The organism is Staphylococcus sp. HMSC065D05, from assembly GCF_001813195.1.
Taxonomy (GTDB): Bacteria; Bacillota; Bacilli; order Staphylococcales; family Staphylococcaceae; genus Staphylococcus; species Staphylococcus epidermidis.
Window position 1 is genome coordinate 83,905 of record NZ_KV811773.1, and the last position, 12,200, is coordinate 96,104.

The window sequence follows — 12,200 nt, forward strand, 5'->3', positions numbered from 1 at the left end:
TTCAAAAGTAGAGGAGAGGTTCAAGGAATGTCTAATGATTCAATCAGACGAAACATGGCCGTTTTCTCTATGAGTGTGGTTAGTAAATTGACTGATTTATCACCAAGACAAATTCGTTACTATGAAACACATGAACTTGTGATGCCCGAAAGAACAGATGGAAATAAGAGATTATTTTCTATGAACGATTTAGAGAGGTTGTTAGAAATAAAGTCTCTTATCGAAAAGGGATTTAATATTAGAGGTATTAAACAAATTATATTCGATGAGCAAGGGCATTTAACTACTGATGAACAAGAGACAAGAAAGAGAATGATTGTTGACGCAACGCAGAAACCACGTAGTGAAACATTACCAATAAATCGTGGCGATTTATCACGATTTATTAAATAAAATTGGAGGATTTATACCATGCCAAAACGTAGTTTTACAAAAGATGATATTCGTAAATTTGCTGAAGAAGAAAACGTAAGATATTTAAGATTACAATTCACTGATATTTTAGGGACTATTAAAAATGTTGAAGTTCCAGTAAGTCAATTAGAAAAAGTATTAGACAATGAAATGATGTTTGATGGTTCATCTATTGAAGGTTTCGTTCGTATCGAAGAATCAGATATGTATTTACATCCTGATTTAGATACTTGGGTTATTTTCCCTTGGACTGCTGGACAAGGAAAAGTAGCACGACTAATCTGTGATGTATTTAAAACAGATGGTACACCATTTGAAGGTGATCCACGAGCTAACTTGAAGCGTGTATTAAGAAGAATGGAAGACATGGGCTTTACTGATTTTAATCTAGGACCTGAACCAGAATTTTTCTTATTTAAATTAGACGAAAAAGGCGAACCTACATTAGAATTAAACGATGATGGTGGTTATTTCGATTTAGCTCCTACAGATTTAGGTGAAAATTGTCGTCGTGACATCGTATTAGAATTAGAAGATATGGGCTTTGATATTGAAGCAAGCCACCATGAAGTAGCGCCAGGTCAACATGAAATTGACTTTAAATATGCAGACGCTGTTACAGCATGTGATAATATCCAAACATTTAAATTAGTTGTTAAAACAATTGCACGTAAGCATAATTTACATGCCACATTTATGCCAAAACCATTATTTGGTGTAAACGGAAGTGGTATGCACTTCAACGTATCACTATTTAAAGGAAAAGAGAATGCGTTCTTTGATCCTGAAGGTGATTTACAATTGACTGATACTGCTTATCAATTTACAGCTGGTGTCCTTAAAAACGCTAGAGGATTCACTGCAGTATGTAATCCAATCGTCAACTCATATAAACGTCTTGTACCAGGTTACGAGGCACCATGTTATATTGCATGGAGTGGTAAAAACCGTTCACCTTTAGTACGTGTTCCAACATCTAGAGGTCTATCAACTCGTATTGAAGTACGTTCAGTTGATCCTGCAGCTAACCCGTACATGGCATTAGCAGCAATTTTAGAAGCAGGATTAGATGGCATTGAGAATAAACTTGAGGTTCCAGAAGCAGTAAACCAAAATATCTACGAAATGAATCGTGAAGAACGAGAAGCAGTTGGTATCCAAGACTTACCTTCAACTTTATACACTGCGTTAAAAGCAATGCGTGAAAATAAATCAATTAAAAACGCTTTAGGTAATCATATTTACAATCAATTTATTAACTCAAAATCTATTGAATGGGATTACTATAGAACTCAAGTATCCGAATGGGAAAGAGAACAGTATATTAAGCAATACTAAGCGCTAAACAATTTCAGGGGAAACCTAATAGGGGTAAGGAGTTAAGGCATTTTGCCTTAGCTTCTTTTTTATATAAAAGTGGGCAACTTATATATATAATGATTCTAAATTTTACTTGAATGGGCAACTATTGGGCAACTAATTTTAAAATACATTCTTAATATACTTCTCAAAGTTTTCTTTAGCATTATCATTCATTTTTTTAGTAACGTGACTATAAACTTCACTAGTAATAGCTTCAGATTTATGACCTAAACGTTCTTGAATTACTTTCATAGGTACATTGCTTTCTAGAAGTAAGGTAGCGTGTGTGTGTCTTAGTTTGTGAATACTTAATTCATTTCCTTTACCAAGTAATCTTTTAGTGACATACATCATAGTATTATGTGTGGTTGAACGTGGAAGCGGCTCACCAAATTCATTGCAAAATATGTAATCATAGGAATTATTATAGAAGTCTGAATTAGCTATCTTATTACCATTTTGTAATGTTTTAAGCTTAAATAATTCATTAGCTAATTCATTTGATATAAATATAATTCTGTTTTCCTTATTTTTAGTAGGGCCGAATTTATTTCTTTTTTGATCATAAGATTTTGTGATTGAAATTGTTTTTAATTTTCTATCATAATCTTTCCAACATAATGCACTAGCTTCACCAATACGCATACCTGTTTCTATTAAAGTTCTAAATAAAAAATATTGATATACATCTCTTTTTTTAACCATTGCTAAAAAAGGCTTAACTTTATCTTTAGGTAAGTACTTTGCTTTATCCTTAATTTTTAAATCTTTATGATTCAGTGTAATTCCTTCGCAAGGATTGAAGTATATTAATCTATCATACTTAGCTCTTTCAAGGCTACGCTTTAGCAAATTGTGAGTTTTAGATAAAGTAGATTTACTATAACCTTTTTCTATTAAATGATTGATAAAACTTTGGTGCATAGATGGTGTAATGTCTTTAATATTAATATCATTATAGAAATCTAATATTCTTTTTTTTGAAAATTGTTCAATTTCAAAACTACTATCACTAATTTTATTTTTACGCCAAGTATTTAGATAGTATTCAAGCCATGCAGTTAAAGTGTAGCTTTTTTCTTCTTTATAGCCCTTATTTAATTTACTTTCAATTTCAATAGCTGCTTTTTTGGCTTCAGTCTTCGTTCTATAACCGGATTTAGATATATATTTTTTATCTCCATTATGGTCTTTAAAATGTACTTTAAAACGCCATTTATTTCCTCTTTTTTCAAATGATGCCATTTTATCACTCCCTAGATGTATATTCCTTAAGTTGAAAATAAGCTAATTATCAATGGCATTAATTAGATTTAAATTAGGATATTTGATTTTGTAAAAAGTTATAGTTTGTTTAATAAAAATTGAAGTAGTATTAAAGTAGATTGCTAATTTTGAGTATGAATTTAATTGAGGATTTTTAATAGCTTCGATGAGTTGATCTAGAGTAATAAATTCACTTACAGAACTGATGGTTAGAGAGTTAAGTTTATTTATCTGTCGAGTACTATACGAAACTACTTTTTCATTTACTGTTAAATCAGGAATAATAGATTTACTTATATATAAATTATTACCACATATAAAGCCATTTAATTTTTCGGGGCAGTCTATATACTTTACTTCAATTTTATTTATCATCTCCTTGCAATTATGCATAGTAGATCACTTCCTTTTCAGTTTATTTTTATAAAATTGAAATTTTAAATTTTTATGTTTATCATCACTAATCGCTAGAGAAGTAAACTATATGCTAAAAAAATATATATAATAAAAAAGAGACACAATTATACTAATCAAGTAGGTATTAGTAATAAATTAGCGTCTCTTTTTATTTATCGCTTTTATTATCTTTTATAAAGTTTATAAAATTTATTATCTGCTTCATTTCTTCATCTGTTACATCGTCATCAATATGTGCTGCAATTATCTGTTTATTATGACTTAACTGTCTCTCTTCATCAGTAGGACGATCAGAATTAACATTATAACCAAGAAGCCAGGCTTCGCTTACATTTAAAACTTTTGCTAATAGATATAATTTCTTTTGACCTGGGGAAGTTTTACCATTTACATATTGACTTAAATCAGTTTTAGAAATTTTTACGTCAGTATCATTTAGTAATTTTGATTTATTGATAATATCAATTTGTTTCATTCCGTTTATTCTCATGGCTTCTTTCAAACGATTACTAAATGAACTTTTCATCATTAAAACCTCCTTAAGTCTATAGAATTATTATACATATCGTTGAATTAAAGTTCAATTATTAAATTCAAAAATATTGAATGAAAGTATTGCGGGGTTTTTAATAATGTGATAAATTAAATTTAAGTTCAATATTATTGAACATTGATTAAGGAGGTTTTTTAAATGAAATTCGATTATTCAGCTTTGAATGGCAAAATTATTTCTGAGTATGGAAGCCAATATGCTTTTGCTAGAAGTATTGGATTATCAGAAAGAAGCTTATCTCTGAAACTTAACAATAAAGTTTCATGGAAAGATAAAGAAATGGCAAAAGCAATTGATCTGTTAGGCCTAAAAGAAGATAGTATCCCGATATATTTTTTTAATCGTAAAGTTCAATAATTTTGAACTATAAGGAGGAACAACTTATGAGCAATATTGCAATTGAAATTAAAGATGATTTTATTAATGAGTTAGTGCAGTCAAAGGTGGAAAGTATTTTAGAAAATTACAAACGTCAATACGCTTCAATTGATATTAAAGATCTAGTAACAATTACAGGGCTAAGTAAGTCAACTCTACAAAATAAAATTGTATGTGAACCTGAAATTGTAGAAATTACACGTCGAATTGGAACAAGAGTGATTTATCTATATCCACAAATCTTAGATGCTTATCAAAAAGTAATTAATAGAATCAGCAATTAAAGGAGGTGAGGGCATCATGTGCAAATCATTTATTTCATTCGTCATTGCTAATTTGATTTTTGTAACCATGTCAATTTTATTAGCGATGATTGGATTATATTTCACAACTGCTATTGGTACTGCTGCACTATTAGCTATCATGACTTTTCTTTTATATGATAATTATTTCTTTCAAGAAATAAAAAAGACCATTAAGCACGGCAATGCTTAACAGTCAGTTAGAAAAATAACCAACTAAATTATAACAACTTTGGAGGACAACAACAATGACAATGACACCTAGACAAAAAATGTACTATATCTACCAAAACTTATTTAATGAATTTCAGAATACAAACCAATGCTGTTTATTGGAAATTGAAAAGACTCCTAGAAATGAATTAATCATAAACTTTTTACATTATCATAATAGATATAAAACAAATAATAAGTTATTACAGATTTTTGAAGTAAAACCAGAATCACATGAACGTATGCAAAATTATATTATTGCAGTTATGCGTGGACAAATTTTAGTAAAAAAAGGGGCTTGATCTAATGAATGAATTACAACAATTGGAAATCGAAACTATTGAACGCCAAAATGAAACATTTAAAATAACTAATTTAGATCAAGCAAACTGGGCATTTAAAAAATTAGATGCAATTCAAGCTAAAGAAAATGAAATAAATCAACTTGCTATTCAAGAAATTGAACGCATTAAGGAATGGCAAAATAAACAAACAGAGCAACTTCAACATAATAAAGATTACTTTGAACATATTCTAACAGAATATTTTAAAGAAGAACGTGAAAAAGATGCAAAATTTAAGTTAAATACACCTTACGGCAAAGTTACAGCTAGAAAAGGGTCTAAAGTGATACAAATTAGTAATGAGCAAAATGTTATAGATCAATTAGAACATAGAGGATTTTTAAACTATATCAAAGTAACTAAAAAATTAAATCAATCAGATATCAAAAAAGATTTTAATGAGACAGAGAATGGTAAATTAATAGACTCTAATGGAGAGTTATTGGAAGGAATTTACTTAGTCCAAAAACCTACATCATACACTGTAAAAGTAGGTGATTAGTTTGCCTGAAAAGTTAAATATTTATCAAAAAATAGCTGAAGTTAAAGCAAGTATTGAAGGATTTCAAAAAGATGCTAAAGGTTATAACTATGATTATGTGGAAGGTAGCCAAATACTTTATAAAATGCGTCCTAAAATGGAAGAACATGGCTTATTAATGTTTCCTTCTGTTGAAGAGTTTCAACATGTTGAAACTAAAAACAATAAAGGAAAAACTGAGCATATAGTCATACTAAAAATAATATATAACTTAGTTGATAGTGTTACTAAAGATAAGATTGAAATTTATTTTGCCGCATTCGGTCAACAACAAGATGTGGCACAGGCCTATGGGACGGCGCTTACTTATGCAGAACGTTATTTCATTTTAAAGCTCTTAAACATTCCAACAGATGAAGACGATCCAGACGCAAAACAGAAAAAGCAAAAGTATAGTAAAGCAGATAAGAACGATATTGATGTTTTAAAGAATAGTATTGAAACATTTGCTCAAAGAGTTGGAGATACGGTAGAAGGAGTTAAACAACAATTAGGTATTATAAGTTACGAAAAATTAAGTGTATTTGATTGTATGCAAGCTCTACAAACAGTCCTCAATTGGAATAAACAAATAAGTGGAGGTAATCAATAATGATTAACAATGTAGTATTAGTTGGAAGATTAACCAAAGATCCAGTACTTAGAAATACACCATCGGGAGTTGCAGTTGCAAGCTTTACACTTGCTATTAATAGAAGTTTCAAAAATGCTAATGGTGATAGAGACGCAGATTTTATTAACGTAATAGCATTTAGGAAAACTGCAGAGTTATGTAGTCAATATTTGAGTAAAGGGATACAAGCGGGTGCTGTAGGCAGAATCCAAACACGTAACTATGATAAAGATGGACAAAGAGTCTATGTTACTGAAGTTGTAGCTGAATCTATCCAATTTTTAGAAAGTAATACCCAACAAAATCAACAGTATCAAAGACCTTATAATAATCAACAAAACAATTATCAACCAAATAACTATCAATCGCCACAAGTAAATAACTACCAATCACAGCAACAAAATAATTATCAACATACTAATCAAAGTAACAACCATCATCAACCCAATCCATTCGCAAATGCCAATACACAAGTAGAAATTAATGATGATGATTTACCATTTTAGAGAGGTAACGATAAATGAGTGGATGGATAAAACTACATCGTCAAGTAATAGATCATTGGATTTGGGATGATTCACAAAAATTCAAATGGTGGATTGATATGCTTTTGTTAACTAATCATAGAGATAAAAAAATTATGATTGGTGGAGATTTAAAAGTAATTAAGAGGGGTAGTTTTCACACATCTGAATTGAAACTTTCGGAACGTTGGGGCGTTTCAAGAAATACAGTAAGAAAATTTTTAAAGTTGTTAGAGTGTGATGAAATGATAACAACGAAAAAAACGAAAAACGGAACAACGGTTTTTGTGCATAACTACGCTATTTATCAAGGAAAAGACGAAATAAAAAAACAACAGACTGAACAACAAAGTAAACAAATAAATGCACAACAAAATGAACAACAAAATGAACAATGTAATGAACAACAGTGTGAACAAAAGAAGGACAATAGCCTGAACAGAAGAGTGAACACGAACAAGAATGTAAAGAATGAGAAGAATTATAAGAATGTAAAGAAGGAGAAGAAGGAGGAGAAGGAGAAGAATAGTAGCGCCTTCGACTTCTTCCAAGATAATGGCTTCGGATTTATCACACAATATACCTACGAAGATATTAATTATTACCTCGATTCTTTTAACCAAGATGCAAATCAAATTGTGATTGCTGCCCTCAAGATTGCTAAAGACAGAAACAAAGTTAATTGGGGATATGCAAAAAGTATATTAAACGGATGGCTACAAACTAATTTGCAAGGTATCGACAAAGTAAGAGCATATGAATTACAGCAAAGTGAAATGCGAAAAAGACGCAACGCCCCTATACAATATCAAAGCAAAGAGCTAACTCCGAAATGGCTTGAGAATAAAGAAAGTATCAAAAATGATAAGGATAAAAGTCTAGATGCTGACAAAAGTTTTCAAAATAAAGTCGCAGCTTTTAAAAGAAAACTTAATGAAAAGTGGGAGTGATAATAATGTTCGAAATACATGAAATTATTGATTGTTGTGGTTAGCCTTAAGTTATTAATAAAAGTAAATTAAAGACTATGAAAGAATAAGATTAAGCAAAGTTAACAAAATTAACCATCATTTCGTATCCTGTTAATTTGTAAGGGTACAAAACGTATCTGTACAAATTGGCAGTACTAAGAATAACAGTAGTAGAAAAATAGACGACGCTTTAAAACAAATTAAGGACTTATTGAAATAAAGTAAGTTTCTAAAAGGAGTGAAAATACATATGGAACATTTATTCATTTCAATTTTATTCATCATCATGTGTATTACATACTACATCACACCACATATATTAAACAGATTAGTCAGAACGATTTTAGGTTTAGTCATGTGTATATCTTTATCGGCCAGTGTCACGTTAGCATTTATGTATGATTTTATTGAATACATTTTACCTATGATTATCGGAATTATTTTAATTGAGCTCATGGACTTAAAAATTGATAAACACGATATAAATATAGTAATTAAAGCACAAAATGAATTTAAGCAATTTATAGATCAGGAGAAAAGAGAATTGTTAGATAAAGATAAAAAATAATTAATACAGAAAAAAACTATTAATTAATAATAAATAATTTTTGAGGTGTGAAAAAATGATGAAGATTACTCTAAGAGTAGGTGGAGTTTTAGGTGAGGTTAATATATGAGTATTTTGTAGTTGATGAAACTGGAAAAATTTGAGCGATTATATAAAAGTAAAGGGGTAATTCAATAAAATGAATAACACAATAAATCAATTAGTAAAACAAGTAGAGCAATGGAGTATAAATAAAAATTTACACAATGGTAATTCAGACAGACAAGCACTAAAGTTTTATGAAGAAGCGGGCGAAGTTGCTGCTGCATTATCACGTAATGATAAAAAAGCACTTAAAGATGGTATAGGCGATACCATAGTAACTTTAATTATTCTAGCTCAACAACAAGGTTGGACTTTAGAAGAGTGTCTACAATACGCCTATGAAGAAATTAAAAACAGAAAAGGAAAAACGATAAACGGTACTTTTATTAAAGATGAAGATTTATAAAAGGGAAATTTTTGAAAAGTGAAAAAGATAATAGGGGAAAGAGAGCATTAAGCTCTCTCCTCATTAATTATTACAGTTAGTTGTTCTGATGAAGATTCTTCAAAATCTAGTATTGTAGAAATTTCAATTAAAATTTTAGTGTTACTGCCTATAGGAATTACACTTAGAGAACCATGTTCATATTTATAATCATATTTAATTCGAAAAATTTCTTTATACTCTTTTGTAATTTTTGAAGGTCCTAGAATCCCAATCCAAATTTCTTTTTGTGACTCTTTAGCAGCATCTAATTTTTCAAACACTTTTTTCTTATCCATATTTTTCACCTCTCTATCTTTAAAAAGTAATTTAAGTATATCAAAATTATTATTTTGAGAAATACTAAAAAAAGAAATTCAACATTTTTTATTTTTCAGTAATCTCAAAATATTAAATTTTTTAAGGCTAGTTTGAAAGCTAGCCTTATTTTTTAAAGGAAGTGTAAACAACATGAAAGATTTATTGATAGAATATAGAAAAACTAGGTTAGATGTTTTAAGTAAAATAAAAAAGTTAGAACAGTCTAATAATAACGAATTGGATGATTTGCCTTTATATAAGTCTATGTTGGCAGATATAAATTATGTAATTGATTGGTTAAAAGAGGGGCATCAACCTGGTAATTATAATGCTATTGATAAATCTCAATGTTATTTAGTTGATCAGCAAGTTATAGCTAAAGCGTTTGAAGAATCTATGTATAAAAAAGTTTCTGATGTTGAATATAGAGATGTTATCGATGATATGAGTAATAAAATTAGTTATGCATTAATGAAATTAACTCCCAATGAATTAGAATGTTTTATAATGGTTAAATGTGAAGGGTTGTCTTATAGAGAATGTTCTAAATTATTAAATATTAAGATAGGGACGGTTCAAAACTATTTAAAAAGGGCAAGAAATAAAATTGATAAAGAATTGAGGTCGAATTTATTCATAGTCTAATTTTTGTCTTATGTTTGATACATATATAGGAGATGTGATTTTTCTCCTAAGTGTCGTAAAGTTTTGGCATTTAAGTTTTCCTCCCCCTTGACCTATCTGAGTTGCTCTCAGATAGGTTTCTTTTGTTGTTTGGTATATAATAAACTAAAATATAATAAATATGGTTGAGGAGAGAAATAGAATGTTAAGCGGCTATAAGTTGTATATAAATAGTAAAGAACTTAATGTGGTTACTGAAATAGAAAAAGCAAAAGAATATATCACTTTAATTATTCATAATTTAAAATATGAAGATATGTTTAAAGACTTTATAAATAGAAGAACTGAGGTATCCAATCTTAAAATTGAAACTGAAGATAATAACAAGATAAATATTTTAAAAGAATTAAATGATGGGAGACCGCTAAATGTAAAACAAGTGTGTATTAAGCACGAATTAGAAGTTCATGTTGTTTTAGTAAAAAGTCCTTTTAGAGCACATGTAAATTTTAAAAATAAATAAATTAATTCACTCACTTTTGTGGGTGTTTTTTTATAAGCAATTAGCGTGAGAGTTGGTGGTAAATGAAATGGCTAGAAAAGGTTTATATGAAAAGTTAGATATAGGGAGTAAATTAGGATTAGTTGAAGGTTGGAAAAGAGATGGGTTAACAGATGAGCAAATAGCTAAAAATCTAAGCGTATCAAAACATACTTTAATTAAATGGAAAAAGAATATTCCAGACTTTTTAGACGCCATAAAAAAAGGAAAAGAAGTTTCTGACTATGAATTAGAAAATGCATTACACAAAAGAGCTGTAGGTTATTACTATGAAGAAGAAACAGTTACTAATTCAGGCAAAGTAGTGAGAGTTAAGAAATATGAACATGCTAATCCTACATCACTCATATTTGCGCTTAAAAATAGATTACCACATAAATATAGAGATAAAGTTGAACAAGAAATCACTCAGAAAAACATAGAAATTAACATCGGTGATTACGATGACGACAATTAAACTTAACTTCAAATATCCCAATAAAGTATTTAATAAGAATATCTTTGAAATATTAGAAGATTATTCTAATTTTACTGAGGTACATTATGGTGGTGGTTCAAGTGGTAAATCACATGGTGTCGTACAAAAGGTTATTATAAAATCTTTGAAAAAATGGAAACATCCTAGAAAGGTATTATGGTTACGTAAAGTTCAAGCAACTATTACAGATAGCCTGTTTGAAGATGTAAGAAGTTGCTTGATTGATTTTAAGATTTGGGATTTGTGTAAATGGAATAAGACTGATAATAAAGTAGTGCTACCTAATGGCGCTATTTTTTTATTTAAAGGGTTAGATAATCCTGAAAAAATAAAATCAATTAAAGCAATATCTGATGTGGTTATGGAAGAAGCGTCAGAATTTACCCTGGATGATTATACACAACTTACATTACGACTAAGAGAAAAGAAACATGTACAAAGACAAATATTTCTAATGTTTAACCCAGTTTCAAAATTAAATTGGGTTTATAAAGCATTTTTCGAATCCAGTCAACCGCTTCAAGATGTACTAATAAGACAGTCTAGTTATAAAGATAATAAGTTTTTAGATGAAATGACAAAAAGCAACTTAGAACAGTTGGCCAATAGAAACCCCGCCTATTATAAGATTTATGCTCTCGGTGAGTTTGCTACACTAGATAAATTAATTTTTCCTAAATACGAAAAAAGAGTGATTAACATAAACGAAATTAGTCATTTGCCTTCTTATTTCGGCTTAGACTTTGGATACATAAATGACCCAAGTGCATTTGTACATGTAAAAGTAGATTTAGAAAATAAGAAGCTTTATATTATTTCTGAATTTGTTAAAAAAGAAATGCTTAACAATGAGATAGCAGAAGTAATTATCAATCTGGGTTTTTCAAAAGAAGTTATAGTCGCTGACTGTGCTGAACGAAAAAGTATAGCAGAAATAAGAGTTAAAGGAGTTGAACGAATCATACCAACTTCTAAAGGCAAAGACAGTATTTTAATTGGAATTCAATTTATGAGTCAGTTTGAAATTATAATTGATGAGAGATGTTTTAAAACAATTGAAGAGTTTGATAACTATACTTGGACAAAAGATAAGAAAACAGGTGAGTATATGAATAAACCTGTAGATACCTATAATCATTGTATAGATGCAATTAGATATGCAGTTAGTAAATTAATATTTAAAAATAATGAAGATAATACCAATGTATATAAGTTAAAGAGAACGAGATTAATGTTCTAAG

20 protein-coding genes are annotated in these 12,200 nt (G+C 29.2%); 16 read left to right on the forward strand and 4 right to left on the reverse strand.

What is annotated here, in order from left to right:
- Nucleotides 1–27: 27 nt before the first annotated feature.
- Nucleotides 28–393: a MerR family transcriptional regulator gene (locus tag HMPREF2897_RS10910; RefSeq protein WP_001829488.1), complete on the forward strand. Its 366-nt coding sequence runs from the start codon at nt 28–30 to the stop codon at nt 391–393.
- 18 nt (nt 394–411) lie between these two features.
- Nucleotides 412–1,752 carry a type I glutamate--ammonia ligase gene (gene glnA / locus HMPREF2897_RS10915; RefSeq protein WP_002446332.1) on the forward strand — a complete coding sequence of 447 codons (1,341 nt, stop codon included), beginning with the start codon at nt 412–414 and terminating at the stop codon, nt 1,750–1,752.
- A 144-nt stretch (nt 1,753–1,896) separates the two neighbouring features.
- Here the strand turns inward: glnA and HMPREF2897_RS10920 are convergent, their stop codons facing one another.
- From HMPREF2897_RS10920 to HMPREF2897_RS10930, 3 genes are all read right to left on the reverse strand, one after another.
- A complete protein-coding gene (locus HMPREF2897_RS10920; RefSeq protein WP_002499685.1) occupies nt 1,897–3,021 on the reverse strand; it encodes a site-specific integrase in 1,125 nt (374 codons plus the stop codon).
- 42 nt (nt 3,022–3,063) lie between these two features.
- On the reverse strand, nt 3,064–3,435 hold the full coding sequence (locus tag HMPREF2897_RS10925) for a hypothetical protein (protein WP_070593207.1): 372 nt from the start codon (nt 3,433–3,435) through the stop codon (nt 3,064–3,066).
- A gap of 172 nt (nt 3,436–3,607) precedes the next feature.
- Nucleotides 3,608–3,985 (reverse strand): helix-turn-helix domain-containing protein, encoded by a 378-nt coding sequence (locus HMPREF2897_RS10930; RefSeq protein ID WP_002499683.1) that lies wholly within the window; start codon nt 3,983–3,985, stop codon nt 3,608–3,610.
- Nucleotides 3,986–4,150: 165 nt separating this feature from the next.
- Between HMPREF2897_RS10930 and HMPREF2897_RS10935 the strand changes: the two genes are divergently transcribed.
- The 10 genes from HMPREF2897_RS10935 (at nt 4,151) to HMPREF2897_RS10980 (ending at nt 8,956) form a co-directional block, all read left to right on the forward strand.
- Nucleotides 4,151–4,369, forward strand: coding sequence for a DUF739 family protein (locus HMPREF2897_RS10935; protein ID WP_070593209.1), 219 nt, complete (start codon nt 4,151–4,153; stop codon nt 4,367–4,369).
- Between the two features lie 26 nt (nt 4,370–4,395).
- The gene (locus tag HMPREF2897_RS10940; protein ID WP_002493721.1) at nt 4,396–4,674 is read left to right on the forward strand and encodes a hypothetical protein; all 279 of its coding nucleotides are present in this window, start codon (nt 4,396–4,398) and stop codon (nt 4,672–4,674) included.
- A gap of 16 nt (nt 4,675–4,690) precedes the next feature.
- Complete coding sequence (locus tag HMPREF2897_RS10945; protein WP_002493719.1) at nt 4,691–4,885, forward strand: DUF1270 family protein; 195 nt, start codon at nt 4,691–4,693, stop codon at nt 4,883–4,885.
- Between the two features lie 55 nt (nt 4,886–4,940).
- Entirely contained in the window at nt 4,941–5,207 is a 267-nt protein-coding gene (locus tag HMPREF2897_RS10950; RefSeq protein ID WP_070593211.1) for a hypothetical protein, read from the forward strand.
- A gap of 4 nt (nt 5,208–5,211) precedes the next feature.
- Nucleotides 5,212–5,751 (forward strand): host-nuclease inhibitor Gam family protein, encoded by a 540-nt coding sequence (locus HMPREF2897_RS10955; protein ID WP_070593213.1) that lies wholly within the window; start codon nt 5,212–5,214, stop codon nt 5,749–5,751.
- Complete coding sequence (locus tag HMPREF2897_RS10960; RefSeq protein ID WP_228777815.1) at nt 5,744–6,382, forward strand: ERF family protein; 639 nt, start codon at nt 5,744–5,746, stop codon at nt 6,380–6,382. Before HMPREF2897_RS10955 ends, HMPREF2897_RS10960 begins: the two co-directional genes overlap by 8 nt.
- Nucleotides 6,382–6,909, forward strand: a complete 528-nt coding sequence (ssb, locus tag HMPREF2897_RS10965) for a single-stranded DNA-binding protein (RefSeq protein ID WP_070593217.1) — start codon at nt 6,382–6,384, stop codon at nt 6,907–6,909. Before HMPREF2897_RS10960 ends, ssb begins: the two co-directional genes overlap by 1 nt.
- A gap of 14 nt (nt 6,910–6,923) precedes the next feature.
- Nucleotides 6,924–7,877: a DnaD domain protein gene (locus tag HMPREF2897_RS10970; RefSeq protein WP_070593219.1), complete on the forward strand. Its 954-nt coding sequence runs from the start codon at nt 6,924–6,926 to the stop codon at nt 7,875–7,877.
- A gap of 271 nt (nt 7,878–8,148) precedes the next feature.
- Nucleotides 8,149–8,466, forward strand: a complete 318-nt coding sequence (locus HMPREF2897_RS10975) for a hypothetical protein (RefSeq protein ID WP_002493713.1) — start codon at nt 8,149–8,151, stop codon at nt 8,464–8,466.
- Nucleotides 8,467–8,644: 178 nt separating this feature from the next.
- Entirely contained in the window at nt 8,645–8,956 is a 312-nt protein-coding gene (locus HMPREF2897_RS10980) for a MazG-like family protein (protein WP_070593221.1), read from the forward strand.
- Nucleotides 8,957–9,003: 47 nt separating this feature from the next.
- Here the strand turns inward: HMPREF2897_RS10980 and HMPREF2897_RS10985 are convergent, their stop codons facing one another.
- On the reverse strand, nt 9,004–9,273 hold the full coding sequence (locus tag HMPREF2897_RS10985; RefSeq protein ID WP_070593223.1) for a hypothetical protein: 270 nt from the start codon (nt 9,271–9,273) through the stop codon (nt 9,004–9,006).
- Nucleotides 9,274–9,445: 172 nt separating this feature from the next.
- Here HMPREF2897_RS10985 and HMPREF2897_RS10990 point away from each other — a divergent pair, with 172 nt between their 5' ends.
- The 4 genes from HMPREF2897_RS10990 to HMPREF2897_RS11005 all read left to right on the forward strand — a co-directional run bounded on the left by HMPREF2897_RS10990 (nt 9,446) and on the right by HMPREF2897_RS11005 (nt 12,199).
- Complete coding sequence (locus HMPREF2897_RS10990; protein ID WP_070593225.1) at nt 9,446–9,940, forward strand: sigma factor-like helix-turn-helix DNA-binding protein; 495 nt, start codon at nt 9,446–9,448, stop codon at nt 9,938–9,940.
- A 181-nt stretch (nt 9,941–10,121) separates the two neighbouring features.
- Nucleotides 10,122–10,442 (forward strand): hypothetical protein, encoded by a 321-nt coding sequence (locus tag HMPREF2897_RS10995; RefSeq protein ID WP_070593227.1) that lies wholly within the window; start codon nt 10,122–10,124, stop codon nt 10,440–10,442.
- A 67-nt stretch (nt 10,443–10,509) separates the two neighbouring features.
- Nucleotides 10,510–10,938 (forward strand): HNH endonuclease, encoded by a 429-nt coding sequence (locus tag HMPREF2897_RS11000; protein WP_070593228.1) that lies wholly within the window; start codon nt 10,510–10,512, stop codon nt 10,936–10,938.
- Nucleotides 10,925–12,199, forward strand: coding sequence for a PBSX family phage terminase large subunit (locus HMPREF2897_RS11005; RefSeq protein ID WP_070593230.1), 1,275 nt, complete (start codon nt 10,925–10,927; stop codon nt 12,197–12,199). Before HMPREF2897_RS11000 ends, HMPREF2897_RS11005 begins: the two co-directional genes overlap by 14 nt.
- The last annotated feature ends 1 nt before the right edge of the window (nt 12,200 follow it).